The sequence below is a fragment of the Microbacterium sp. zg.B48 genome, from assembly GCF_024623505.1.
Classification (GTDB): domain Bacteria; phylum Actinomycetota; class Actinomycetes; order Actinomycetales; family Microbacteriaceae; genus Microbacterium.
This window is the reverse complement of sequence record NZ_JANJFE010000005.1, coordinates 157,287-183,040: the sequence shown is the minus strand read 5'-3', so window position 1 is coordinate 183,040 and position 25,754 is coordinate 157,287. Positions and strand designations below refer to the sequence as shown.

Here is a 25,754-nt window from a genome sequence, read left to right as displayed (position 1 = left end):
TTCAGTGCAGGTCTTTCTCGTGGCCATATGGGACATCGGAGACGGTGGCGCGGTCGTTCAACGCGCGGGCGCGCACGCTCCCAATGTGTTCAGTCATTGCCTCATAGGACTTGTCTGCGTCGCCGCTGACGATCGCTTCGAGGATCATGGCGTGTTCGGCGACGGCGTGATTGACATCGGATCTGCCGACAGCGCCGAACAATCGGAAGCGTTGCACGTGGGCTTCGAGAGACTTGTACGCGCGGAAGAGAAAAGGGTTGTTCGCCTGCTGGGCGATGAGGTCATGGAACTCCTCGTCGGCCTTGCGGTATAAACCGTACCGTCCCGCCTCACGCTCGAGCAGTCTCATGCGCGACAGGTTGTCCCGAAGCGCCGCGAGGAATGGCGCGGTCGCATTCGAGCAGGCGAGCCGAGCTCCGGGAGCCTCGACAATGGCGCGGGCGTCCATGAGCTGGAGCAACTGGTCCATCGTAAAGAGAGGTGCAGCGCGATATCCACGGAGTGCCTCCCGCTCAACAAGACCGGTTGCCTCGAGTCGCGCTAGCGCCTCACGAATTGGCGTCGGGGAGACCCCCAGATCCCGGGACAGCGATTCGATATTCATCGCCGATCCTGCCTGAATTTCACCCTCAATGAGCTGGTCCAGCAATATTTCGTAGATGCTGTCCGCCAGGGACTGGCGGGAAGGTAGCCTGACCCGTGCAGTGTCGTTCGGGGGAATCATGGTCGAAAGTCCATCGTTTTCAGGGGGCAAGGGAGCGCGTCCTGCGGCCGACACGCCGTTCGGCCGCAGGACGTGAACAACGGCCTAACTCTCGTCTTCGAGCTTCCCGGACTCAAGATTCCGGTCGACGACGTCGGCGATTCGCGCCAGGAACTGATCCTTGTCTGAGACGACGTTGCCATAGAAGTCATCCACGTTCTCCGAAGTTACCGGCGCCATCGTGTACGTGTACAGCTTGTCCAGAGTTTCGCCCTCGACGACGTGGTAGAGCGCCGCAAGACCTGCCGCGAACTCGGTTCGCGCGTGCTGCATCTGCGAGCCGATGAATCGGCCATCCTTGATCGCGTTGAGCCCGTCCTCTGTAGCGTCCACGCCGACAACCGCGACTGTCTTGCCGCTTTCGGTAGCTGCTTGGACCGCTCCTAGGCCGATCTCGTCGCCGCAAGCGATGACGCCATCAATCTGAGGGATCGCCGTCATCCAGTTCTTCACCTTTTCGGTTGCCTCGGCGATGTTCGGAGCGCCGTCCTTCGCGACCACTTCGACCTCCGGGTAGTCGGCGAGGACTTCCTCCATGCCCTGCGTGCGCTGGATCTCATAGGAGGCGCCCAGCAAACACTGGAGAATCGCCACCTTGCCCTCTCCTCCGAGGTGATCCATCATCATCTGAGCAGCCTGGCGGCCCGCCGCCACGTTGTCGGGCAGAACCGCGACATCGACCGACGAATCATCTTGAACGGTCGCGTTGACGAAGCCGATCTTAATACCGGCTTCCTTCGCAGCCGCAAGCTGCGGCGCCAGAGAGTCGAACTGCACCGGGGCGACGAGGATGCCGTCGACACCGGCGTTGATGTACTGGTCGATCTGATTTGCTTGGGTCGCGACATCGCCATCGGCCGAGTTCCACAGCAGTTCAATGTCGCGCGCCTCGGCGTACGCCTCGATTCCTTCTCTGCCCTGCGCCGCGAAGTTGTCCTGACCGTATACTGTGACGCCGATGCGCACGCGCTCTCCGGAGCCGTCCGAAGTGGCACCTGTGTCGCCCGACGCACAGCCAGCTATGCCGAGCACGAGTGCGGCGGTGCCAATGACGGCGTATGCCCGAGGTTTGAACGTTGCCATGTGACCCTCTATTCCTGTGTGTGTGTTGGTGTGGATGGGGAGGTGTTGCTAACGATTGAGTTTTCGCGTGACGAACACGTCGATACCGACTGCAGCGGCGATGAGTACGCCCTTTATGACGTCTTGCCAGTACGACGGGATCAACATGATGTCCAAGCCGTTGTTCAGGGTCTGGATTAGGAGGAGTCCCACGGCAGTTCCCCAAACCGTCCCCCGACCACCGAAGAGACTTGCTCCGCCGATAACGACGGCAGCGATCGCGTCCAGCTCGTAGCCGGCGCCTAAGCTCGGCGCGGCATTAACGACACGGGAAGAGAGCAGTACCCCGGAGATGCCCGCGAGAAGCCCGCAGATGGCGTAGACCTCAAAACGCACCCGCTTGACCTTGATGCCAGCAATCTCGGCGGCGACCGAGTTGCCGCCGACTGCATAGATGCGTGTGCCAAAGGCAAACTTGTGGAGCATCAGTCCGATGACGATCAGCCCGAGGAACATGAGCCACACTGGTACCGGCAGTCCGGCGATTCGTGTATTCGCCAAGTCCCCGTATGCCGGAGGGATACCAAGAATTGGCGCGCCCTTTCCGACCGCATAGGCCAGCCCGCTCGCCGCAGTGAGCGTGGATAGAGTCGCAACGAATGGGGCGATACCGAGCACCGACACAAGGAACCCGTTGACGACGCCGACGGCCAGTCCCGCTGCAACGCCTATTAAGAATCCAAGCCAAATGTTCTCGGGGTCCTTGACCGCGAACCACGCAGAGGACATCGCGCTGAGGGCGATCACCGATCCCACGGAGAGGTCAATGCCTCCGGTGAGGATGACCAGCGTCTGGCCCAGCGCGATGAGAGCGAACGGCGCGGCAGCGATGAGTATGGACTGCAAGTTCTGCGGGGACGCGAACCGCGGTGACGCGATCGTGAACACCACTACAGCGAGGAGCATCACTCCGACCATCGAGTTCCGGATCAGGAACGTGCCGCCTCCCGACCTCCAGAACGCGCCGGGCGCTCTGGAGGCGTCAGGTATGACTGTCGTGTCAACTCGCATAGTTGTTCTCCTGATCAGGGTCGGCGATGCCGGCCGCGTGACGGAACACGAGTTCCTGCAGCCGCTCGGCGTTGGGGTGATCGGTCTGATTGAGTTCAGCCACGATCTCGCCCTCACGCATGACTGCGATGCGATGCGAGAGACCGATCAGTTCGGCCATGTCGGACGACGCCATCAACACGGCAATGCCTCGCTCACGGGCAAGATTGGCGATCAGTTGGTATATCTCGCCGCGTGCGCCGACGTCCACGCCCCGGGTAGGTTCGTCGAGAAGAAGCACTCGTACATCTCCGGTCAACCACCGTCCAATGACAACCTTTTGCTGGTTACCGCCAGAGAGGTGACCCACCTCTTGCCTCAGGCTCGTGCGCTTCAACCGAACGGCATCCATCGTCTCCGCCACCTGCTGGCTAGCCGACCGTTTTGAAAGCCAACCGAACGTGGTAAAACGACGCAGGCGAGGAAGGATCCCGTTGAGCAGAATGCTCATCGACAAAACCGCACCACCGACTTTGCGATCCTCTGGCACCAGTGCCATGCCAGCGCGAATCGCGCCTTGGGGGTCACGTGGTCGAACTAATCTGCCGTCGAGAAGCACGGTTCCCCCGTGTGGGCGGCGTGCTCCGAATACCGTCTCGATGAGCTCGGTGCGACCAGCGCCAAGCAGACCCGCAAGCGCGACGATCTCGCCCGCGCGAACGTCAAGCGACACACTCGGGCCACCGCTTTTGACCCTGATCCCTCGGAGCGAGAGCATCGGTTCAGTCCCCGTGGGTGCTTGCAGTTCGGGATACAAGTCACCCAGCTCGCGACCGATCATCGCGGTAACAATTTGCCCATCCGAAATGCGCTCGGCGAGTTCGTCGGCGATCAGAACACCATCGCGAAGAACGACCACCCGGGTTGCGATCGCCCTAATTTCTGACATCTTGTGCGTCGTGAAAAGTATGGCGACGCCCTGACTGCGCAGGTCCGTGATGATGCGGTAGAGCTGGTCGACTTCGTGTTGCGTAATGGCCGACGTGGGCTCGTCGAGGAGGATGACTCTCGCCCCTGTCGACGTGCACTTCACAACCTCGATCAGCTGCTGCGTGGCAGTGCTGAGCATGCGCATGGTAGTACGCGGATCGACATCCAGCTCGAACGAGCGGAGTAGCTGACTCGACTCCTGGATCATGATCTTTCGGTCCAGCGCGCCCCACGCCGTACGACGTTCCCGCCCTAAGAAGATGTTTGCGTAAACGGGCAGGTCCAGGACAGGCGCGAGTTCTTGCGGCACAATTGCAATGCCATGTCGTCGCGACTCGCGCACGAGGCCAAGCGCCAGTGGCTCACCCTTGACCGTGATACCACCGGTATCCGGGTCAACGAGCCCGGCGATGATCTTCATGAGAGTGGACTTGCCAGCGCCGTTCTCCCCGGCGAGTGCGATCACTTCGCCAGGCGAGATGCCGAGATCAACTCCCCGCAAGACGGCATTGTCGCCGTAGCTCTTTGCGATGTTGCGGAGCGCGATGAGCGGCGACACTGCGTCGCTGACGCCCGTTGCCACATCTCCCGAACCCATAAGCATCTCCAGACCACGATTGGCATTTCCTGGAGACTATAGGATCTAGGAAATACCGCAAAGTTTGTGATCCGGTTGCGGACAAGCGAAGGAGGCAGCAATGCACTTCCTGGAGATTCACGAGGTCGCTGCGCGCATTCAGCGCGGCGAGCTGAGCTCACGTGAAGTCACGGAGGCGATCCTGGCCCGAGTTGAGGCGCATGACTCGCACCTGTCGAGTTATAGTCAGCGCTTCGGCGAGGAGGCGCGCCGTGAGGCGGCGGGGCGCGACGCTGCGCGCCTGGCTGGCGAGGAGTGCGGACCGCTGCACGGGGTCCCAATTGCAGTCAAGGACCTCTTCGCCGTTGCCGGAACCGCGACGACGGCCGGCACACGTGCACTTGCCGAAAACTTCGCAGACTCGGACTCGACCGCTGTCGCGAGGTTACGTGGTGCGGGCGCTGTGATCATCGGGAAACTAAAGATGTCCGAGGGTGCGTTCGCCGCCCATCACCCGGACATCAGCACGCCGCTCAACCCGTGGGGGGACCAGCTTTGGCTCGGCGCATCATCGAGCGGGAGCGCTGCTGCCACCGCCGCAGGCTTGTGCTTCGGCTCGCTAGGGTCGGACACCGGCGGATCGATTCGGTTTCCATCGGCCGCTGCGGGGCTCAGCGGACTCAAACCCACCTGGGGTCGGGTGTCGCGGGCCGGCATGGTGGAATTCGCTGGCACTTTGGACTGCCCGGGACCAATCGCCCGAAGCGTGCGCGACTGCGCCATCCTCTACGACGTCATTGCAGGCGCGGACGATCATGACCCGATTACATTGGGGCGACGCGAGCCGCAGTCGTTGCGCACCGCTTGCAACCACGCAGAGCAGTCAGCCTACGGCCGGCGAATCGGGATTGACCCGTCGTTTCTAGCTGTCTGTGACGACGACACGCGTTCCTCGGTGCTCGCCGCGGCAACCGCATTCGAAGCGCTCGGTGCCATCATCGTCGAAGTCGCCCTACCTTCCGTCCACCAGATGGTCGACGACTGGACTCCCGCATGCGCTGCCGAGGCGGCTGCCGTACATGCCGGATGGTACGACCGCTCGCCGCAGGCGTACGGCGCACAACTGGCAGAACTTGTCGAGCAGGGGCTAGCGATGTCTGCAGGCACCTACCGGGAGATCCTGCGCCGACGCGAACGCTTCGCGGGGCGAATGCGGGCGGTGCTTTCCACCGTGGATGCAGTGCTCCTCCAGGTGACCGGAACCGCGGCACCAAGCGCGAGGTACTTGGAAGCGATCGGCGTTGGACCGGAGTGGCGGGACAAGATCATGATGGCGACTTGCCCAATCAACGCAGCGGGTCTTCCGGCGATGACCATTCCGGGCGGAGCGACTGCGTCTGGCGCCCCGATCGGCTTCCAGCTAGTCGGACGCCCCGACGGAGAGGCCGCGATCGTCGGCCTTGCGCACGCTTTCCAAACCCGCACCGGGCACCACACCCGTCGTCCTCCGGCGTTCAGCTAGCGAAACCAGCAACCACGAGAAAAGGAAGTACTGATGAGTAATCTCCCCGACAGCCGCACCGCGATCGTTACCGGCGCCGCTTCACAACGCGGAATTGGCAGAAGGGTCGCAGAGCGACTCGCAGGTCTCGGATGGAACCTCGCCATCATCGACCTGGACGGCGGAGCGGCCGCTGACACGGCGAGCGCTCTTGCAGAGCGATTTGGAGTCTGTGCAGCCGGATGGGGCGCCGACGTCACGGACCAGGCAGCAGTAGTGAAGGCAATCGATGATGCGGAGAAGTCGTTGCCACCCATCGTCGGCCTCGCCAATCTAGCTGGCATTTCGTCCCCCACGCCATATCTTGATCTGACGCTTGAAGAATGGCGCCGACAAATTGACGTGAACTTGACAGGTGTGCATATCGTCACCCAGCGGGCAGCGCGTTCGATGGTGTCGCATGGCGTCGGCCGCATCGTCAGCATTTCCTCGATCTCGGCCCAACGCGGGGGCGGGACCTTCAGCAAAACCCCCTACTCGGCCGCGAAGTCTGGGCTAATAGGGTTCACCCGGTCTATCGCACGTGAGCTCGGCCATTTCGGAATAACAGCGAACACCATATCCCCTGGACCAATCGACACTGACATCATGGGCGGGCAGTTGACTGAAGAACGCAAGCAGTCGTTCATCTCCGAGCAGATCATTAAGCGCGTGGGCACGCCCACCGATGTCGCCGAAGCAACGTCCTTCCTAATGTCAGACGGTGCTGGCTTCATCACCGGCCAGAACCTCAACGTCAACGGCGGCCAGTACATGAGTTGAGGCAGCCCAAATTGCACATTTTTCGGAGCCAACCTGGTTCTACGGTGGGTCTCTTCGGCGGTCTGCGCGCGAGCGCTTGAGACGCCGAAACCGGCAGAAACTTGCGGGTTTCCGAGGATCTCGGACGTGATTCGGTGTCACCCAAACTTTACCCGTGAGCTGAATCGGCGAGAGCAATAGCCTCTGACCAGGACGTTCAGGCCGCGGGCGAGGGAACTCCCCACCACCGCGTCGGCACGACGCGACGATTTGATGCTCCGTCATCGCGTCGTGCGCTTGATTCTCAAGTGACGAGGTCCGGCGACGCAACAGCAGGAAGAGTGCGGCGCGCACGTGCGCTCGAAGTCGAGCAACTCCGGTGTTGCTTGCGTTCGCGGAGTTCCCGTACCCGCACTGGCGGCAGATATGGTCCACGAATCCGCTTGAGCGGGTGAACAAGGAGATCAAACGCCGTGCCAACGTGGTCGGCACGTTCCTCAACCCGGCCGCGGTGTTCCGCCTGGCCGGGCACGTCCTGATCGAGCAGCACGACGAATGGGACGGCACGACCGCCGCTACTTCTGCCAGCACTCCATGGCCCTGCTCCTGGCCTAACACGAGGAGGTGGCGATCCCGGAATTGACCGCGACATAATCACGGAAGCTGACTCGCACAGTGTTGAGAAACTCCCCCACTCAGCGGGACGTCACCGATAGCGCGGGTTCGATTCCCGTCATCCCCTCCACGAGACCCCCGGTTTTCCGGGGGTTTTCGCTGTGGCTGCGCCACGCAAAGCGAAAAGCCGACAGAGCCGCAGGGCCTAGCTGCGCGCCTGCGTGGGCGACCACGTCAGCCAGCGTGCGGCGTTCACCGTCGTGATCGTCTCCACTGCGGGGGTGCCGACCCGCTCCCGGAGGCGAGGGACGAAAGCCCGGCCGAGGTACTCGAGCCCGGGCACACCGCCGTAGGCCCGGTAGCGGCTGGAGCGCGCGACATCGGCGCCCAGGAGGATCCGATCGCCTGCGCCGGCCGCCACGAGCGCTTCGAGCGCGCCCAGCAGCACCGAGTCCGGCCATTCCTTGTACCGGCCGGCTCCGTCGTAGCCGACGTACGCGCCCCGGGCGGCGATGGCGCTGTGCAGCCCCGCGTCGGGCGTGCGGTCCGCGTGGGCGATCACCACCCGCTCCGCCGGCACGCCGGCAGCCTCCAGCAGGTCGAGCGCCAGATCGACTGCGGTGCAGTACTCGGTGTGCACCATCACCGGAGCACCCGTCGCGCGGTGGGCGATCCCGACGGCCGCGATGGCTTCGCGCTCCGCGGCGGTGATCGTCCAGTAGTCGATTCCCGCCTTCAGCACGCCGGCCCGCACATCGCTGCGCGCCACCGTCCCCGCGCCGGGAGCGAGCGCACGGTCATCGATCGGCATGCCTTCGACCAGATCCGCCGTGAACAGCTCGCCCATCCGCTCGGCGCCCAGTTCGAGGATCCAGTCCTGATCGGAGTAGTGCGCGTCTCGGTGACGTCCGGTCGTCGCAACGATGGAAACGGCAGCTTCTGCCGAGACGCGCCGCAGACCGAGAGGCTTGCGCCCCAGCCCGAGGGGCGTGGCGTCCACGACGGCCGGGAAGCCGGAGGCGACCAGCTGACGGGCCTCCTGGATGCCGGCATCCTCGTCGCAGAGCTCATCCCCCGGCAGCAGCGGACTGACCTGAAAGAAGTGCTCGTGGTAGTTCACCGGTCCCAGAGCGTCGGGCCGGACGTCGCCGCGGACCGTGCGGACGAACGGGTCGCTCACCGCACCGAATTCGCCCGGAGGGCGAGTCGGTGGAACAGCTCCGGAGTCATCTCGACGTCGAAGACCTCCGCGATCACCTGCGTCCAGCCGTGCAGGAAGTACACCCAGCCGTCCTCGACGGTCAGAGCGCGCTCCTCCTGCCGTCGCCGTGCCTGATGGAGGAACTCCAAGGAGCCTCGATAGTTGAACTCCCAGACGTACGCCCCCGAGGGGTATCGCACATCGTCACCCAGTGGGGATCCGGGGCGGTCCTTGCCCATGCCGGTGGCATTGGCGATCACCACGCCCTCGCCCGCGGCCTCGACGATGCGATCGGCCGAGCCGACGACGTCGTCGGAGTCCAGCAGGGCGTAGCGGAACAGACTCAGGTCCAGCCCGCCGCGCTCGTGCACTCCGCGGAGGTGATCCAGGGCCGCCTGACGACGAGCGGTGATCGTGACCGACGCGGGCCGGTCTTCACGGTGGGCGAGGTACCACGAGAGCGCCGTGCCGGATCCGCCCGCGCCCAGGCAGACCACCCCGGCCCCGGTGCGCGCGAAGTGATCGTCCGGGAGGAAGGCCTCGAGGGCGGCGCCGGCGGTGATGGGGTCCTTCGCGGAGGCGCCGAGCACCCCTTCGCGTTTGTAGATCGAGGAGATCTCGCCGCAGGCCAGAGCGAACGGGTCGATGGCGTCGAACATGTCGCTCGCCGCCTCGTAGATGCGGAACTTGTGGGTGGTCACCAGCGCACCGGCCTGGCCGGCGTCGTCGCGGATCCTCGCCACGACGTCGCGGTAATCCGAGTCGGCCGCGCCCAGAGGGATGTCGAAGCCACGTAGATCGCCGCTGGCCAGACCGAGCTCTTCGGCCCAGAGCGGGAACACCCGGTTGATGGACGAGTGCGCGGTGTCCACACCGACGAATCCCATGCGCCCGCCGATCATGCGGACACCGACTCCCGGGATGCGCGCAGCGCGGCTGCGAACTCGACGGCGCGGCGGGTGATCCCGGCGAACGAGTCCGCTGCGAAGTCCGCGTTCGAGACCAGCTCTCCGCCCACTCCGACGGCGAGGGCGCCTGCGGTGAACCAGTCATGCAGGTTGGCGACGCTGACACCGCCGGTGGGCATCAGCGGCACGTCCGGAAACGGCCCTCGGAGGGCACCGAGGTAGCGCGGTCCGCCCAGGCTGGCCGGGAAGATCTTGACGACATCCGCCCCGCTCTCGGCGGCGAGCATGACCTCGGTCGGCGTGAGTGCTCCGATCATCGTGGTCAGACCGGTCCCGATCATCGCCTCGGCCACCGCCGCGGAGTACCCCGGCGCCACCAGGAACTCGGCGCCGCTGTCGGCCGCCAGTCGCGCCTGATCGGCTGTCGTGACGGTGCCCGCGCCGACGGCGACATCAGACCCGTAGCGGCCGCGCAGCGCTTCCAGCACGCGTGGCACGTCCGGCGTCGAATAGGTGATCTCGATGCCGCGGATTCCTCCTTCGACGAGTGCATCGGCGGCCCCGATGGCCGCCGCGGCGGACGGGGCTCGGATGACGGAGATGACGCCGACGGAATGCAGGACGTCGAGGGGGATCTTCACAGCTGGATGCCTTTCGTTCATGACGTGACGGGATACGCCGGCACGCGGCCCGCGAGGACGGCGAGGACGTCTTCGGTGCTCATCTGCGTCATCCGGTCGATCGCCTGGATCGTCTGGGCGCCCCAGTGCGGTGTGATGCAGACCCTGCCGACGAGGTCTTCGCTCAGCAGCGGGCTGGAGGTCTCCGCCGACTCCGAGCCCAGAGTGTCGGCGTGGTAGGCCGCCAGCCCGCCGGCGCGCAGTGCTGCCGCGACCTCGGCCTCATCGACCAGATCCGCCCTCGCCGTGTTCACCAGCACCGACTCGCGCGCCAGGGCGAGCCACTCGGGTCCGATGATCTGCTCTCCGCCGGGTGAGTGCAGAGACACTGCTGCGCACGAGGCGAGGTCGCTCAGAGCATGGGCGCGCGTCACCCGGTCGGGCAGAGGGGCATCGGCGGGCAGGTACGGATCGAAGGCGAGCACATCGGCGCCGAGCGCGATGACACGCGTGGCCAGCGCCCGGCCGATGCGCCCGAAGCCGACGATGCCGATGCGCTGCCCAGAGATCTCCCGTCCGCGGGAGGCGCCCCAGTCCCCGCGGCGAACCGCGGCATCCCCGGCGGAGATCCCGCGCAGGCCGGCCAGGATCGACGTGAGCGCCAGGTCGGCCACCGATTCGGAATTGGCACCGGGGGTGTTGGTGACCGGGATGCCGCGCTCGACAGCCGCCGCGAGGTCGACCGCGTCGACGCCGACACCGTAACGGGCGAGGATGCGCAGGGCCGGCGCGGTCGCGAAGTGGTCGGCCCCGATCGGCCCGGTGCCGGCGATCCATGCGACGGCCTCCGGAAGCGTGTCGGCGAGGTCGGCGAGGTCGTGCGTGGGAGGTTTCACGATGACGCGGTATCCGGCGGCGCTGAGCAGGCCCGGCCCGTCGAAGGTCCCGGACCCGAACGAGCGGCTGGTGACGAGGACGACCGCGCTCATGCTGAGCCTCCGCCGTCGTACCATCCCTCGAGGCGCTGGTAGGCGTCCTCGAATCTCGCCTGCCCGCTGGCGTATGCGGCCGCACGGGCGGCATCCGGTTCGAACACGGCCGTGACCTCGGAGAGCGCACGCGCGGCATCCGCCGACGCGACCGCGCCGATTCCGATGGCGCCCAGGACCGCCGCGCCCAGGCTGTTGGCCTCGTCCACGATCGTGCGGCGCCGGACCGGCACGCCCCAGACATCCGCGAGGATCTGCAGCCAGGTGTCGGATTTCGCGCCGCCGCCCACGGCGTCGACCCGGTCGATCCGGGCGCCGGACTGGCGGAAGGCGCGCAGGCAGGTGCCGAGGTTGAACGCCACGCCCTCCAGGACGGCGCGCGTCATGTGGGCGCGTTCGTGGGCGCGCGAGAGGCCCACGAAGGATGCGCGCACCGTCGCGTTCCAGTGCGGCGAACGCTCACCGAGCAGGTGCGGGAGGAAGTAGAGCCCTTCGCCGGATGCGTCGATGTTCTCCGCCTCACCGACCAGGCGCGCGAACCGGTCGCTGCCGCCGCCGGGTTCCAGCACTCCGGCGATCCAGTCGAGGGCGCCTGCGCCGGTCTGCATCGTGGCGGTCGGGACGAACCGGCCCGGCACCACGTGATTGAAGGACATCGTCCGCCGATGCGGGTCGTGCAGGGGCGCGTCGGCGGCGAAAGAGATCCATGAACTCGTTCCGAGCGACACGTACGCGCCGTCCTCGGGCGCGACGATGCCGGCGCCCAGCGCCGCCATCGGGCCGTCTCCGCCGCCCACGACGACCGGGATGCCGGGCCGCAGACCGAGAAGCGCGGCGGGCTCGGGCAGGAGGCCGCCCAGGATCTGCGTGGACGCGGCGATCTCGGGGAACAGGGCCTTCTGGACGCCGGCGGCATCGAGGAGCTCCTGCGACCAGTCGCGCGCCGACTGATCGTAGGCGCTGGCTCCCGACGCGTCCGACGCGTCGGTGACCAGTCGCCCGGTCAGTCGCGCGTTGACGTAGTCCTTGGCGAACGCGATGTGCCGCACCCGACCCCACGCGTCCGGTTCCCGCTCCTGCACCCACATCACCTTGGGCAGCGTGTAGGTCGGGTTCAGGGGATGCCCGGTTATCCGGTACCCCGCATCCTGCCCGACACGCGCGATCAGGCGATCCGTCTCCGCTCCGCTGCGCGTGTCCGCCCAGATCATGGCCGCCCGCACGGGTTCCAGGTCGCCGTCGAGGAAGACGCCGCCCATCATGTGCCCGGACACCGAGATCGCGGAGATGTCTCCCGCGCTCGTTCCGGTGCGCTCGAGCAGCTCCCGCGAGGACCGCACGACGGCATCCCACCAATCGTGGGGATTCTGCTCGACCGCCCCGCCGGGCAGGTACTGCGTGGGATACGCGGCCGTGGCGGAGGTGACGAGGGTTCCGTCGTCCGTGTGCAACGACGCTTTGTCGGCGGTCGTGCCCAGATCGTGCGCGATGATCACGGCGACGCCTACTTGATGCTGCGGAGGCGCGAGCGATCGATCGTCAGCGCGACGGCCAGGATGATGACCGCACCGTAGACGATCTGCTCGTAGGCGGGATCGACACCCATCGCGGTGAGGCCGACGCGCAGGACGACGATGATGAGGGCGCCGATCAGTGTCTTGATCGCGCCGCCGACGCCGCCGGTGATGGCGGTGCCGCCGATGACGACGGCCGCGATGGCGGGCAGCTGCAGCGTATCGGCGAGCGTGGGGCCGCCGGATCGCTGCGCAGCGGCCAAAGCGATCGCGGCGAACCCGGCGAACAGGCTGCACAGGGTGAAGGCGAGGACGCGCAGGCGGCGCGTGGAGACGCCGGACATCAGCACGGCCGGCTCTGCCAGGCCCATCGCGTGCAGGCTGCGTCCCCGGTTCAGCGCCCACATGGCCACAGCCACGATGACCGCCAGAGCAATGGAGAGCACGCCCACGAGCGGCAGCTGTGCGACGCGCGCATCGGCAAGCCAGGACAGCGCCTCGAAGCCTTCGCTGATGCGGATCGTCGACGCACCCGAAACCCACAGCCCGAGCCCGGTGTACAGGCCGAGGGATCCGAGGGTGACGATGAAGGAGGGCACTTGAGCGACCGCGACGACGTACCCGTTGATGAATCCGATGAGGGCCAGTGCGGCCAGCATCAACAGGACGCCCCCGGGACCCATCATGGGGATCCACAGCGCGAGCAGAACGGTGCCGAACGAAGCGGTCACCGCGAAGGACAGGTCGATGCCGCCGGTGAGGATGACGAACATCTGCCCGATCGCCAGCAGCAGGATCGGGGCCATGCTTTCGAGCAGCCCGCGGACGCTGGTGATGTTCAGGAAGTTCGGCTGCCGCAGAGCGACCACCAGGATCAGGCCGACCAGGACCACCAGCGGAACGAGGGTGACCAGGCGGGAACGGTTCTTCTCGGTCACCCTCCGGATCAGTGCGGTGGACGTGGTGACCGGTCCGGCCGGACCGGGCGCGGTAGTGCTGCTGGCCATGGCCGTCACACCATCCTCTCGACGAGCTCTACGGGGGTGGGCTTGCTGCCCGGCGGCGAGTCGAAACGCCGTTCCACGCGGCCGTCGCGCATCACGATGATCGAGTGGCTCAGGGCGATCGTCTCTTCCAGCGAATCGGCCAGCAGGACAACGGCCATGCCCTTCGCGCACTGTTCGCGCACGAACGTGTAGACGTCTTCCTTGGCGCCGACGTCAAGTCCGCGTGTGGGGTGATCCAGGATCAGCAGGCGGAGTTTCGGCGAGTTCAGCCATTTGGCCAGCACCACCTTCTGCTGGTTGCCGCCGCTGAGGTTGCCGATGTTCGCCCGGCCATCGGGGGTGCGCACCCGCAGCCGCGCGATCCACTCCTTCGCGGACTTTCTTGCCGCGCGGTGCTTGAGGAACGGCCCCCAGCTGACCGGACCGGGGTCGACGAGGAAGATGTTCTCCTCCACGCTCATGCCGTCGGCGATTCCCTCGATGCGGCGCTCGGCGGGGATGTAGCCGATGCCTGCTGCGACGGCATCCACCGGCGAACGGAACCGAGTGGTCTTGCCGTCGTAGACGATGCGGCCCGAGGTGGACGGCTCGGCGCCGAAGAGGACCCGGCTGAGCTCTTCGCGGCCGGAGCCGAGAACGCCGGCGATTCCGAGCACCTCGCCCGCCCGGACCTCGAAGGACACGTCTTCGAAGGCGCCGCGTTTGCCCAGGCCGTCGACGGAGAGGATGACGGGGTTGCCCGCGACGGGGAGCTGCTCGTCCTCGTGATAGAACTCCGCGGAGCTGGCGCGCCCGACCATCAAGTGGTGCAGAGCGTCAACGTCGGCGTCGGCGGCGGCCATCTCGCCGACGGAGTGACCGTCTTTGAGGACGTACACGCGGTCGGAGACACGCAGCACCTCGTCGAGCCGATGCGAGACGAACACGACCGAGGCGAACGCGCGGAGCCGCTCGATCTCCTCGAAGAGCGTCTCCAGTTCGGCACCCTCGAGCACGCTGGTGGGCTCGTCCAGGACGATGACGGGCTCGATGCTCGCCACCTCCTCGACGTACAGCGCCTTGGCCAGCTCGACCATCTGCCGCTCGGCGAAACTCAGGGTCTCGACGATGGCGGTGGGCGAGATCGGCGAAGAGATCTTGTCGAGCTGGCGCTGCGCGATCGCGTTCAGGCGCGGCCAGTTGTAGATGCCGAAGCGGACGGCATCGCCCTCTGCGCCGAGCAGGATGTTCTCGGCGACGGTCACCGTGGGGATCAGCGACTGCTCCTGATGCACCATCCCGATGCCCGCTGCTGCGGACTGGCTGGGCGTGCGGAACGTCACGACGTTGCCCGAGCGCAGGATCTCTCCCTCGTCCGGCTGGTACACGCCGGCGAGGATCTTCAGCAGCGTCGACTTTCCTGCGCCGTTCTCGCCGATGAGGCCGACGACTTCGTGCCGCCGCACTTCGAAGCTCACGCTGTCGAGCGCAACCACGCCGCGGAAGCGCTTGGTGACGTTTCTGATTTCCAGTGCGGCACTCATTTGATGACCCTCACCCGTGTGCGTAGGCGCCATCCGGTCGCAATGACGGCGGCGATGATGACGAGTCCCTGGACGGCGATCTGGACGTAGGAGTCGACGCCCATGAGGATCAGGCCGTTGCCGAGGACGATGATGATGGCCACGCCGACCAGGCTGCGGATCACGCCGCCTCGGCCGCCGGTCAGCAGCGTTCCGCCCAGCACGACGGCGGTGATCGAGGTGAACAGGAAGCCCTGGCTGATCGTCGGAGAGCCCACACCGAGCTGGGCTCCCACGAGCACGCCGGCGATGCCCGCGGTCGTCCCGCCGATCGCAAACGCGGCGATCTTGTAGCGCGAGACCTTTACGCCGGAGAGCTTGGCGATGCCCTCGTCCCCGCCGATGACGTAGCCGTAACGGCCGATCTTGGTGAAGCGCTGGATGAGGTAGCCGATGGCCAGGACGATGACCGCGATCAGGAAGATGTTCGCGATCCCGAAGGTGTTGCCGGTGCCGATCGACTTGAGCGCGGGATCGAGCAACCGGGGTGAGCGCCCGCCGAACAGCACGGTGGCGATTCCGATGCCGATCGCGCCCATGCCGAGGGTGACCATGAAGGAGGGGATGCCGAAGCGCACGTTGAGCACGCCGTTGGCCGTTCCCATGGCGGTGCCGGCCAGGATGCCGAGGACGACGGCGCCGACGCCGAGCGAGATGTCGTTGCGATCGTTCGCCGCGGTGAGGACGAAGACCAGGGAGGAGGTCGCCATGACTCCCTCGATCGACAGGTCGATTCCGCCGAGCAGGATCACGAAGGTCAGCCCGGTCGCGATGACGAGGGGGATGGCCAACTGCGAGAGCAGGATGCCCATGTTCCCGGGGCTCAGGAACGCCGGATTCCCGACGGCGAAGATGAGGATCAGGGCGACGAGCGCGACGAGCGGCCCGCCGTCGAGCAGTCGACGCTTCCAGGCGGCCGCGAAGCGCGGCGCCGTCGGCGGTGCGGCGGTGTGAGTCATGGGGCTTCCTGGTGCGGGGGTGGGAGCCACCGTCGGCTGCCCGCGATGCGCGGACAGCCGACGGTGAGGGGTTCTACTTGATGGCGCCCTGGCTGCGCAGCCAGGGGTTCTCGAAGTCCGGAACGAGCTTGTCCAGCGGCGGCGCCTGCAGGTAGTCGGCGACGTTCTTGACCGTCACGACCGTCTGGCTGCCGTAGAAGGCACGCTGCTCGTGCGAGAGCTTGGCGACGTCGATCTCGCCCGTCGCAGCCTGATAGGCGATCGCCAGTCCGGCGCCGCCCTGCCACCACGGGTCCGTCGAGACGGTCGCGATGTAGCCGGACGCGGGGTCTTCGATCGCCTCGAGCGCCTCGGGGACGGCATCGAAGCCGACCACCGGGATCTGACCTTCGAGGCCCGCGGCACGCAGTGCCTCGATCGCGCCGAGCGCCATCTCGTCGTTGGCCGCCCAGATGCCGTCGATCTGTCCGCCGTGCTTGGCGAGCAGCGTCTGGGTGACGGTGAGCGCCTCGGAACGGCTGTAGTTGGCCGTCTGTTCCTCGAGGAGGGTGATGCCCGGCGCGTCCGCCAGTGCGTTCTGGAGGCCTTCGAAGCGCTGCTTGGCCGGCACGTTGTCCAGGATTCCCTGCAGCGCGATGATGTTGCCTTCGCCGCCGATCTCGTCGAACAGCGCCTCGGAGACCTCTTGGCCGCTGGTGCGGCCATCGAAGCTGATGTGGGCGACCCAGTTGTCGCTGACGTCCCACGGGAACAGGTCGTCGGGCTTGTTCCACTGCGTGACGACGAAGCCGCCGGCATCCGTGACCGCGTTGACGATCGCCTCGGTGTCGGAGGACGTGTTCGGGTCGACGTTGAGTGCGAAGACCTTGCCGGACGCGCCGAGGGCGCGCACCTGCGAGAGCTGGCGCTGCGAGTCGGACTCGTCGGTGATCGTGATGACCTCGAGGTCGGCGAACTCACCGAAGAGGTCTCCGCCGTCCACCCAGTTCGCGTGGTACGCGTTGGAGAGACTGCGAACCCCCTGGATAAGCTCGACATCCGACGATGTGACGGGGGCGGCGTTTCCTGCGTCCTCCGCGGCAGAGGAGCAGCCGGTCAGGGCAGCTCCCGCCATGAGGGCCGCGATACCCGCGCCGATGATGCGTTGATTGGATTTCCGGATCATTCCTGAAATCTCCTCACTCCGTTGTGCATTGCTGCTGCTGATGATGCCGACGGGACACTCGGCTTCGTAGCGATACTACACATGCAGGCCCGAAGTCGGCCAATTTGACCCCGTCGCTCCCGACCTGGTGGCTAAATTCGTAGTTGCACTACATCTATAATCAAGACAAACCAGCGGGGTTTGCGTTCGCGACCCCTGCCGCAACGCGAAGGAGCAGGCCATCATGACCACCACTTCCTCGGATCAGCGCTGGCGGATCCTCGTGTCGGCGCCGGGCGTCGTTGATGTCGTCACCGAACCCGCCGTCGAGCTCGGCGCAGGTGAGGCGCTGGTCTCGATGCGCATCGCCGGGGTCTGCGGTTCGGACACGCACGCGCTCCACGGCAAGCACCCTCAGATGAAGCCCCCGTACTACCCCGGCCACGAGGTCGTCGGAGTCGTCGAAGCGGTCGCCTCCGACGTGACGGGCCTTGCCGTCGGCACGCGCGTGACGCCCGAGCCGACCCTCCCCTGCGGGGAGTGCAAGGTCTGTCGGGCGGGCAACGTGAACGTGTGCGAGAATCTCGGATTCTTCGGATGCGGTTACCGTGAGGGCGGCATGGCGCAGACCTTCAGCATCCCCGCAGACCGGCTTCGCGTCGTTCCGGAGGACTTCTCCGACGACCAGGCGATCCTGATCGAGCCCTTGGCGACGCCCGTTCACGCCGCGGGTCTGACCGGGGACCTGCAGGGCAAGGCAGTGCTCATCCACGGCTGCGGCACGATCGGCCTGCTCATGCTCGCCGCCGCCCGTGCCGCCGGTGCGCGCAGGATCGTGGTGAGCGATCTGCTCGGCTCCAAGCGCGAGATCGCGCTGCGGCTGGGTGCGGATGCCGCGGTCGACGCCGCCGACGCCGACTTCGTCGGCACCGTGGCCGCCGCGCTGGGCGAGTCGGCCGACGTCGTCTTCGACTGCGTCTCGGTGCAGACGACGGTGGACGTATCGGTCCGCGTGGTCGCCCAGGGCGGCGCGGTCGTCATCGTCGGAGTGCCCTCGCGCCCGGTGACGGTCGATCTGCCCACAGTGCAGGACCGGCAGATCCGCATCCAGGGCGCGGCGACCTATGTGACCGCCGACTACGAGCGCGCGATCGAGATCATCCGCTCCGGTGCGGTCGATCCCACCGTCATGCTCACCAGCCGGTTCGACTACGCACGCGCGGCGGACGCGTTCGATCTGGCCAGCACCGGCACCGAGATCAAGGTCGTCATCACCGTCGACTGAATCGGCACACGTGCGAAGGGCCCCCGGATCGGTTCCGGTGGCCCTTCGTGCCTCTCGGCTATGGCTGACTTCGGAACTCGAGCAGGCTCGCCTTCATCGCCCGGAACCCTTCGTGGTGCTGGTCCCCGCGCCGGATGGCGAGCGCGGCGGCGATGATGTCGACGACCGCCAGGCCGGCGATCCTGCTCACGGCCGGCGTGTAGACGTCGGTGTTCTCGAACGTGCGGACGACGATCGGCACGTCCGCCACTGCGGACAGGGGTGTGTCGTCGCTTCCGGTGATGGCGATGACCGGCAGCGATCGGGACTTCGCCACCTCGGCGAGCCGGATCGCGTCGGTGGTGCGCCCGGAGTTGGAGATCGCCACGACGACCGACGGCGGCGGGACCGTCGCGATGGCCATGAACGCCTGATGCGGATCGCTCGGAGCGAGCAGGGGCCGGCCGAACACCGGGATCTTCTGCGCGGCATCCAGGGCGATGATGCTGGAGGCGCCGAAGCCGACGAACACCACGGTCGGGGCGGCGAGGATCAACTCGACGGAGCGCTCGATCGCGCTGACATCCAGAGCGTGGCGAGCCTTGTCGAGACTCGTGATGGTGTGATCGAAGACCTTCCGGGCGATGTCGGCGACCGAGTCGGTGTCGTTGATCGCCGAGAAGGTGACCGGCATGCCCAGGGCCACCGCCTGCGCGAGGGCCATCTTCAACGACTGGAAGCCGTCGCAGCCGAGCGAGAGCGCCAGCCGCATGACGGTCGGCTCGCTCACTCCGGCGGCTCCGGCTGCGCGAGCCATCGTCATCGTGGTGAACGCCACCGGGTCCAGCAGGATCAGATCGGCGACCTTGCGCTCGGAGGGACTGATCTCGTCCAGGTGCTGCGAGATGCGGTCCAGCAGCGAATTCTGCGGGTCGCCGGAGTGGTGCTCGCGGTCGTGCGGTGACACTATCCCGTGCCCTTTGTCTGCCGCCATGGTTCCGCTCCGGTCTCGTGCAACACTGCCCGCATCGAGACTAGGGCCTTTCGCCGCTTCACTCCGAGGCCGTGGAAGCGCGGTAACCCGTGTGCTGGGGGTTGGGGACTGCCGCCCACCCGCCGAGGCCATCGTCGATGACGAGCTGACTCATGCCCCCGGCGTCGGCGATGATCTCGTAGTCCTGGCCCGAGTCGGAGTTGTAGCAGAACAGCGTCACGAAGGGCTCGGCGCCGACGTTGACACTGCGGTGAATCCACCCCCCGGGCACGTGCACGGCCTTGCCCGGTGTCAGCTCGATCGCGCTGGCCCGGCCGTCGACGGTGTCCATGAGCATCACTCCGCGTCCGGAGAGGCAGTAGTACAGCTCCGCTCTGTCCGCTCGCCGGTGCAGGTGGCCGCGCGTGAGTGCGTACTCGAGCCCGATCTTGCCCGGCTCGAGCCGGCTCGTGCCGATCGTCAGAGAGCCCGGACCGTCGGCATAGGAATGCGAGCGCACCGAGTACACCTCGGCGTCGGCTCCCACCCGGTCGGTCTCGGCGCGGTAGGCGGCGGAGTCGGAGTACACGCCGTCGAGCCGTCCGAGCGGCACCCGGTAGATGTCGGGCGTGCCCTCCAGGCCGCCGTCGGCGATGACGGTGAGCAGCGCCGGAGTGATGTGAGGTTCTGCCGTGGGCTCGGCGTTGAGTGAATCCATGTAGTAATACTACTCAAACTTGGCACCTATGACCGGCGCAGACGGTCCGGCCCGCCCGATCAAGTAGTCTTACTACCATAGACAGATGTTGCATTGAGGCAACCGACGGAGGTAGTGAGTATGAAGGCGATTGTTTTCCGTGAGGGATCGCAGTGGGCTGTCGAGGATGTCCCGACCCCGGAGCCGGCGCGCGGCGAGGTGCTGCTCGAGGTGATCAGGACGGGCGTCTGCGGCACGGACGAGCACCTCCTTCACGGTGGGTTCATCGCGAAGCTGCCGCTCATCCCCGGCCACGAGATCCTGGGCCGGGTCGTCGCCCTCGGCGAGGGGGTCACCTCTCCGGCGGTCGGCACCGTCGTCACGGTCGACAACACCATCCACTGCGGCGAGTGCGGACCCTGCCTGACCGGCAGGGCGCTGTTCTGCGAGAACTTCGTCTCCCTGGGCTGCAACGAGGCAGGCGGCTTCGCCGAGTACGTCGCCGTCCGCGCCGCGAAGACCTTCTCCGCGGATGGGCTCGATGTGGCGACCGCCGGTCTGGCGGAACCGACGGCGTGCGCCATGCACGGCGCGGACATGCTGGCCCTCAAGCCGGGCTCCGAGGTCCTGATCTTCGGCGCGGGACCGACCGGCCTGATCCTCGCTCAGCTGCTCAAAACGACGGGCGCCGCGCGCGTGGTCGTCGCTGCGCCGACGGCCAGCAAACTCGCCCTCGCCAAGGAGTTCGGTGCGGACGAGACCGTCCAGATGGATCGCGGAAACGCCGACGCGGCAGAGGCTGCGCTGCGTGCGCTTGCGCCCAACGGCTTCGACGCCGTCGTCGAGGCGACCGGATCCACCGCCGTGCTCGAGCTCGGCATCCGTCTGACCGCGACGGGAGGCACCGTGCTCGTCTACGGTCTGGCCGGCGAGGACGCGACCGCGAGTATCCGGCCGTATGAGATCTTCAGCCGCGAGCTGACGATCAAGGGCTCGTTCGCGCAGGCGTTCACGATGCAGCGATCCATGACCGCGCTGCGATCGGGAGCGATCAAGACCGAGGGCATCGTGACGGATGTCGTCGGCTTCGACGACTTCTCGCGCGCCCTCTCCAACCTGGGCGACTCCTCCCAGGTCAAGACCGTATTCGAGCCCGGAAAGGGGCTGTGACCATGACCGCTGACGCACCATTGATCCACCACATCGGCTTCCTGGTCGCAGACCTGGAAGCGGCCATCGCCCACTGGTCGAAGGTCACGGGGTACACCTTCAGCCCCATCGCCCGCTATCGCACCGAGCGGTATGCGGACGCCAGCAACCCGGAGCCGCACTGGCACGACGCGCGCATCTCGTTCAGCCTCGAGGGGCCGCCGCACATCGAGCTGATGGAGTTCCACGGCGCCGGCACCCACGCCGTCACGGAAGGCGAGGGCTTCCATCACCTCGGCTTCATGAACACGCCCGACATCGAGGCCAGGATGGCCCAGATGCAGGCCATGGGGTTCACCGTGAACGGACAGTCGATCGACGAGAACGGCCACGTCGTGCTGTGGTTCACCGACAAGGCCGATCTGGGCAACGTGCGCTTGGAGTACGTCAGCGCGGACCCGCAGCCGATCGTGGACGACTCGGGCGCGCTGCTCAAGCTCGATTCCGACGGCAAGCCCGATCTCTGGTCTGCACGGTAGATCGATCGGCGCCCTGCGTGGCGCCGCAGAACGCCCGGTTTGCGAGCACGCGGCTCGCATACCGGGCGTTCTGTGTGGGGGGTCGGACCGGATTCGCGCCGACTAGTGGCCCTCTTCCCTGGCCATGAGCCAGGAAGGACGACCGGTGATCTTCGCGTCGATCACCAGAGGGCGCTCTTGATCGGACTCGAGCCAGGCCGACACGCCGCCGAGATCTTCGAGCGACCTCACGGTGATCGCGTCGCACCCGTAGCCGCGGGCGATCGCCGCGATGTCGGTGTCCGGGAATCGGACGATCTCCTGCTCCTGGGCTGTGGAGTCCGGGAAGAGATGGATCTCGGCACCATAGGCGCTGTCATTGAACGCGATGATCAGCAGCTTGAGGCGCAGGCGCACCGCCGTCTCCAGCTCCACGGCCCCCATCAGCAGCGACCCGTCGCCGGTGCCCAGCACGGCGAGGCGATCCGGACGTGCGACGGCAGCGCCGATCACACTGGCCAGCCCGAGGCCGATGGACTGGAACGACAGCGGCAGCACGTAACCCTCGTCGTCGGGCACGCGCAGGTGCGCCCCCGGATACGCGTTCACGTTGCCACCGTCGACGACCACGACGCGTTCGTCGGGCAGCATCGCGTCGAGGGCGTTCGTCAGCGCTGCAGGGTCGACGAAGCCGGGTTCTTCGACCGCGTCCACCGACTGCTCGGACCAGTATCGGGCGGCGCGGACGCGCTCGGCCACCTCGGGTGTGCGGTAGCCCGGGCGGGGCGGGCCCATGGCCTCGAGCGCCTCGCACGCGGCCCGTGCCACAGCGGCGGTGTCGCCGACGATGCCCAGATCCACCAGACGGTGCTTGCCGATCGCCTCGACGCGGTCGTCGACCTGGACCAGGGTCGCCTTCTCAAGGAGGGTCCCTCCGCGCGTCGTCCAGTCATTGAGTGCGACCCCGAATGCGACGATGAGGTCGGCGTCGCGAACGAGCTCTGCGGCGCTGTCCGTCGCGAATCCTCCGACGACATCGAGCGCCCATTCGTCGCCCTCGAAGATCCCACGGCCGCCTCCCGAGGCGATCAGGAGGGCACCCGAAGCTGCGGCGAGTTCCCGCAGACCGCCCTTTGCGCCTCGCGCGCCTCGGCCGCCGATGATGACCGGCCGATCCGCATGCGCGAGCAGTTCCACCAGGGCCGCGGCATCCGAGCCAGAGACGAGCGGCGTCGGCACGTGCACGTTCGAGGCGGGGCGGGTTCCCGGATACGAGATCGTGCGGTCCTGGATGTCGATCGGCAATGACAGGACGACCGTGGTCCGCTCGATCTGCGCGACTCGAAACGCCCGCGCCGCGTCCGCCAGCGCAGTCTCGGCCGAATGGATGCGCATCGGCGTGGCACCGACCGCCATCACCGCGGCATCCTGGTCGATATAGAAGTTCGAGGTGACATCACCTACCGCGGTGTCCGCGGCGAGGACGAGCAGCGGTGTGTGGCACTTGGCCGCTTCGGTCACCCCGGTCAGCGCGTTGGTGAGTCCGCAGCCCTGATGCAGGCTCAGTGCGCTGACTTGCCCGGTGATGCGCGAGAACGCGTCGGCCATGGACGCCGCACCCGCCTCATGGCGCGCCGCGACGAAATTCGCTCCGGCCGCCACCAGCGCATTGGTCAGCCGGAAGTTGCCGCTGCCCACCACCCCGAACACCTGCGATACACCCAGCTCGGCCAGCATGCGGCCGAGCGCATCGGCCACCCTCATCGTCTGCGACATTGCATTGATCCGTTTCTGAGGTCGTCGGCGTCCTGATCCACACGGTACGGAGAATCGAGATCGTCGTCCAATGAATGAGGCGCATCCGCGATATTCCGTTGCTGCATAACGACATCGATGCCGCGATCACCGGTTCGCCGGTGGCCGGCCCGACCTGATGGCCGGCCGCGCGCTCACGCAGCAGCCAGGAACGGCCGGTGGTGGTAACCATCGGCACCCAGGATGTGCACGGTGGCCTCCGGCACCTCCACGAACGAGCCGGGCAGATCGTTCAGCGGCTCGGAGACCACGACGTGCGCGTTGTCGTCGAAGATCCGGAACCGTTCGATGTCCGGGTACAGCTCGCGCAGCGTGGGGATGTCCGCTGAGTGGAACAGCGAGCGCGACCGCCCCTGCGACGAGTACCGGAACGCCCAGAGGGTCTGCCCGTCCGAGACGGCCAGAGTCCCCTGCATGGGATACGCCACGCCGTGCTCTCGACCGACCGACTCGACGCGTCGGATGGCCTGCTCCATCGCCGCCACCGGGTCCTGCTGCAGACCATAGGTCAGGGCGAGGTGAAACAGCACCTCGGAGTCGGTCGTCCCGCGGACGTGCGGGTACAGCGAGGGGTCGATCGCGAAGGTCAGATCGCGTTTGACCCGGCCGAACTCCGACAGGAAGCCGTTGTGCATGAACAGCCAGTTCTCGTAGCGGAACGGGTGGCAGTTGGTCTGCTGAATCGGCGGGCCGCCGGCCGCGCGGACATGCCCGAAGAACAGCGGGCTGCGCACCGCCCGGCTGATCTCGCGCAGGTTCTGGTCGTACCACGCCGGCTCGATGCTGCGGAAGACGGCCGGGATGCCGCCGGCCTCTGCCTCGGCGGGATACCAGCCGAGGCCGAACCCGTCGCCGTTGACGGTCTCTGCCCCCAGCGGCGAGTTCAAGGACTGGGCGACGAGCGAGTGCTGCGCGTCCAGGATGAGCAGGGAGGGCTGCAGGGGCGCCCCTCGATACGCGAGCCAGCGACACATGCGGTGCGTCCTCTCCGAGTGCCCGGGCGGCCGGGAGCGGAGGCCCTCGCGACACTCGCGACCAGGCTACGCGCGCGACTCGCGCCCCGGCATCCCCCCTCGGCACCGCTGCGCCGGGTGCCTCCGGCGGCACCGCATCGTCACGCCAGCGGCTCAGCGAACGGCGTCTCGGGCTCTCGGCCGGGGTTCCGGTCGGACAGCCGGTCGGATCGGTCGGCTGCGGCATCCCGTGCCGATGCGGCTGCGCGCCCCGCCCTGCTCGAGGAGCGCACGGCCCCGATGCTGGCGGCGATGACCAGGGCGATGCCGAGGATCTCCAGCCAGACCAGCTCCTGCCCGAGCAGCAGCCAGCCGGCCAGTGATGCGGTGGCCGGCGCGAGCGACATCAGGATCGCGAACGCCGCGGCGGGGAGCCGCCGCAGGGCGATCAGCTCGAAGGCGTACGGAATGGTGGAGGAGAGGATGGCGACCGCGGCTCCGAGCGCGAGCAGATCCGGACGCAGGAGCGCCGTGCCTGCCGAGGCGATGCCGAAGGGAAGGGCGATGAGGGCGCCGACGGTCATCGCAAGCGCAAGCCCGTCCAGCTTCGGGAACTCCCTCCCCACCCGTGCCGATCCCAGGATGTAGAACACCCAGCTCGCTGCCGCACCGAGGGCGAAGATGACGCCGATCGGATCCAGCCGCTCCCATCCGCCGCCGCCGAGCGCGACGACACCGAGCAGTGCGAGCAGCGCCCACAGCCAGGCCGACAGCCGCCTGCTGGCGACGATGGACAGGACCAGCGGACCCAGCACCTCGATCGTCACGGTGACGCCGAGGGGGAGGCGCTCGAGCGCGAGGTAGAACAGTCCGTTCATCACGGCGAGCACGACGCCGAAGCCCACGACGGCGAGCCAGCCGTCGCGTGAATGACCGCGGAGCCCCGGCCGGGCGATCAGCAGCAGCAGCGCGGCCGAGAAGACCAGGCGGAGCATGACCATGCCGAGCGGACCCACCTGCGGGAACAGCAGCATCGCCAGGGATGCGCCCACTTCCTGACAGGCCAAGCCGACCAGGACCAGGACGACCGCGGGCGTGGTGCCCGCTCGGGACGTCACCACG

23 protein-coding genes and 1 pseudogene are annotated in these 25,754 nt (G+C 67.0%); 6 read left to right on the top strand and 18 right to left on the bottom strand.

Annotated features, from left to right (window positions below):
* Window position 1 precedes the first annotated feature (1 nt).
* From NQ152_RS04845 to NQ152_RS04830, 4 genes are all read right to left on the bottom strand, one after another.
* Window positions 2-724 (bottom strand): GntR family transcriptional regulator, encoded by a 723-nt coding sequence (locus tag NQ152_RS04845; protein ID WP_257523192.1) that lies wholly within the window; start codon window positions 722-724, stop codon window positions 2-4.
* Window positions 725-808: 84 nt separating this feature from the next.
* Complete coding sequence (locus NQ152_RS04840; protein ID WP_257523191.1) at window positions 809-1,846, bottom strand: substrate-binding domain-containing protein; 1,038 nt, start codon at window positions 1,844-1,846, stop codon at window positions 809-811.
* Between the two features lie 48 nt (window positions 1,847-1,894).
* Window positions 1,895-2,896, bottom strand: coding sequence for an ABC transporter permease (locus tag NQ152_RS04835; RefSeq protein ID WP_257523190.1), 1,002 nt, complete (start codon window positions 2,894-2,896; stop codon window positions 1,895-1,897).
* Window positions 2,886-4,463 carry a sugar ABC transporter ATP-binding protein gene (locus tag NQ152_RS04830; RefSeq protein ID WP_257523189.1) on the bottom strand — a complete coding sequence of 526 codons (1,578 nt, stop codon included), beginning with the start codon at window positions 4,461-4,463 and terminating at the stop codon, window positions 2,886-2,888. Before NQ152_RS04830 ends, NQ152_RS04835 begins: the two co-directional genes overlap by 11 nt.
* A gap of 100 nt (window positions 4,464-4,563) precedes the next feature.
* Between NQ152_RS04830 and NQ152_RS04825 the strand changes: the two genes are divergently transcribed.
* From NQ152_RS04825 to NQ152_RS04815, 3 genes and pseudogenes are all read left to right on the top strand, one after another.
* The gene (locus NQ152_RS04825) at window positions 4,564-5,964 is read left to right on the top strand and encodes an amidase (protein ID WP_257523188.1); all 1,401 of its coding nucleotides are present in this window, start codon (window positions 4,564-4,566) and stop codon (window positions 5,962-5,964) included.
* A 33-nt stretch (window positions 5,965-5,997) separates the two neighbouring features.
* Complete coding sequence (locus NQ152_RS04820; protein ID WP_257523187.1) at window positions 5,998-6,765, top strand: SDR family NAD(P)-dependent oxidoreductase; 768 nt, start codon at window positions 5,998-6,000, stop codon at window positions 6,763-6,765.
* A 361-nt stretch (window positions 6,766-7,126) separates the two neighbouring features.
* Window positions 7,127-7,312: pseudogene (locus NQ152_RS04815) on the top strand (transposase); the annotation flags it as partial.
* A gap of 252 nt (window positions 7,313-7,564) precedes the next feature.
* On the opposite strand, the gene NQ152_RS04810 reads toward NQ152_RS04815, so the two are convergent.
* The 9 genes from NQ152_RS04810 to NQ152_RS04770 form a co-directional block, all read right to left on the bottom strand.
* Window positions 7,565-8,539, bottom strand: a complete 975-nt coding sequence (locus NQ152_RS04810) for an aryldialkylphosphatase (protein ID WP_257523186.1) — start codon at window positions 8,537-8,539, stop codon at window positions 7,565-7,567.
* Window positions 8,536-9,447 carry a shikimate dehydrogenase gene (locus tag NQ152_RS04805; RefSeq protein WP_257523185.1) on the bottom strand — a complete coding sequence of 304 codons (912 nt, stop codon included), beginning with the start codon at window positions 9,445-9,447 and terminating at the stop codon, window positions 8,536-8,538. Before NQ152_RS04805 ends, NQ152_RS04810 begins: the two co-directional genes overlap by 4 nt.
* 11 nt (window positions 9,448-9,458) lie before the next feature.
* Complete coding sequence (locus NQ152_RS04800) at window positions 9,459-10,109, bottom strand: bifunctional 4-hydroxy-2-oxoglutarate aldolase/2-dehydro-3-deoxy-phosphogluconate aldolase (RefSeq protein ID WP_257523184.1); 651 nt, start codon at window positions 10,107-10,109, stop codon at window positions 9,459-9,461.
* Between the two features lie 17 nt (window positions 10,110-10,126).
* Window positions 10,127-11,077: an NAD(P)-dependent oxidoreductase gene (locus NQ152_RS04795; protein WP_257523183.1), complete on the bottom strand. Its 951-nt coding sequence runs from the start codon at window positions 11,075-11,077 to the stop codon at window positions 10,127-10,129.
* A complete protein-coding gene (gene xylB / locus NQ152_RS04790) occupies window positions 11,074-12,573 on the bottom strand; it encodes a xylulokinase (RefSeq protein ID WP_257523182.1) in 1,500 nt (499 codons plus the stop codon). The genes NQ152_RS04795 and xylB overlap by 4 nt, the downstream gene beginning before the upstream one ends.
* Before the next feature lie 8 nt (window positions 12,574-12,581).
* Window positions 12,582-13,598: an ABC transporter permease gene (locus NQ152_RS04785; protein WP_257501033.1), complete on the bottom strand. Its 1,017-nt coding sequence runs from the start codon at window positions 13,596-13,598 to the stop codon at window positions 12,582-12,584.
* Between the two features lie 5 nt (window positions 13,599-13,603).
* A complete protein-coding gene (locus NQ152_RS04780; protein WP_257501032.1) occupies window positions 13,604-15,121 on the bottom strand; it encodes a sugar ABC transporter ATP-binding protein in 1,518 nt (505 codons plus the stop codon).
* Complete coding sequence (locus tag NQ152_RS04775; protein ID WP_257501031.1) at window positions 15,118-16,119, bottom strand: ABC transporter permease; 1,002 nt, start codon at window positions 16,117-16,119, stop codon at window positions 15,118-15,120. The genes NQ152_RS04780 and NQ152_RS04775 overlap by 4 nt, the downstream gene beginning before the upstream one ends.
* A gap of 73 nt (window positions 16,120-16,192) precedes the next feature.
* A complete protein-coding gene (locus NQ152_RS04770; protein WP_257523181.1) occupies window positions 16,193-17,284 on the bottom strand; it encodes a sugar ABC transporter substrate-binding protein in 1,092 nt (363 codons plus the stop codon).
* Between the two features lie 223 nt (window positions 17,285-17,507).
* Here NQ152_RS04770 and NQ152_RS04765 point away from each other — a divergent pair, with 223 nt between their 5' ends.
* The gene (locus tag NQ152_RS04765) at window positions 17,508-18,548 is read left to right on the top strand and encodes a zinc-binding dehydrogenase (RefSeq protein WP_257523180.1); all 1,041 of its coding nucleotides are present in this window, start codon (window positions 17,508-17,510) and stop codon (window positions 18,546-18,548) included.
* Window positions 18,549-18,606: 58 nt separating this feature from the next.
* On the opposite strand, the gene NQ152_RS04760 is transcribed toward NQ152_RS04765, so the two are convergent.
* Together NQ152_RS04760 and NQ152_RS04755 are read right to left on the bottom strand one after the other, a co-directional pair.
* On the bottom strand, window positions 18,607-19,521 hold the full coding sequence (locus NQ152_RS04760) for a MurR/RpiR family transcriptional regulator (protein WP_257501028.1): 915 nt from the start codon (window positions 19,519-19,521) through the stop codon (window positions 18,607-18,609).
* A gap of 58 nt (window positions 19,522-19,579) precedes the next feature.
* The gene (locus NQ152_RS04755; RefSeq protein WP_257523179.1) at window positions 19,580-20,218 is read right to left on the bottom strand and encodes a glucose-6-phosphate isomerase family protein; all 639 of its coding nucleotides are present in this window, start codon (window positions 20,216-20,218) and stop codon (window positions 19,580-19,582) included.
* A gap of 120 nt (window positions 20,219-20,338) precedes the next feature.
* On the opposite strand from NQ152_RS04755, the gene NQ152_RS04750 reads away from it, so the two are divergent.
* Complete coding sequence (locus NQ152_RS04750) at window positions 20,339-21,367, top strand: zinc-dependent alcohol dehydrogenase family protein (RefSeq protein WP_257523178.1); 1,029 nt, start codon at window positions 20,339-20,341, stop codon at window positions 21,365-21,367.
* 2 nt (window positions 21,368-21,369) lie between these two features.
* Window positions 21,370-21,885, top strand: coding sequence for a VOC family protein (locus tag NQ152_RS04745; protein WP_257523177.1), 516 nt, complete (start codon window positions 21,370-21,372; stop codon window positions 21,883-21,885).
* Window positions 21,886-21,987: 102 nt separating this feature from the next.
* Here NQ152_RS04745 and NQ152_RS04740 read toward each other — a convergent pair whose 3' ends face one another.
* From NQ152_RS04740 to NQ152_RS04730, 3 genes are all read right to left on the bottom strand, one after another.
* Window positions 21,988-23,640, bottom strand: coding sequence for a thiamine pyrophosphate-binding protein (locus NQ152_RS04740; protein ID WP_257523176.1), 1,653 nt, complete (start codon window positions 23,638-23,640; stop codon window positions 21,988-21,990).
* Window positions 23,641-23,813: 173 nt separating this feature from the next.
* A complete protein-coding gene (locus NQ152_RS04735; protein ID WP_257501019.1) occupies window positions 23,814-24,653 on the bottom strand; it encodes a class II glutamine amidotransferase in 840 nt (279 codons plus the stop codon).
* A 140-nt stretch (window positions 24,654-24,793) separates the two neighbouring features.
* Complete coding sequence (locus tag NQ152_RS04730; RefSeq protein ID WP_257501141.1) at window positions 24,794-25,750, bottom strand: DMT family transporter; 957 nt, start codon at window positions 25,748-25,750, stop codon at window positions 24,794-24,796.
* Window positions 25,751-25,754: the final 4 nt, after the last annotated feature.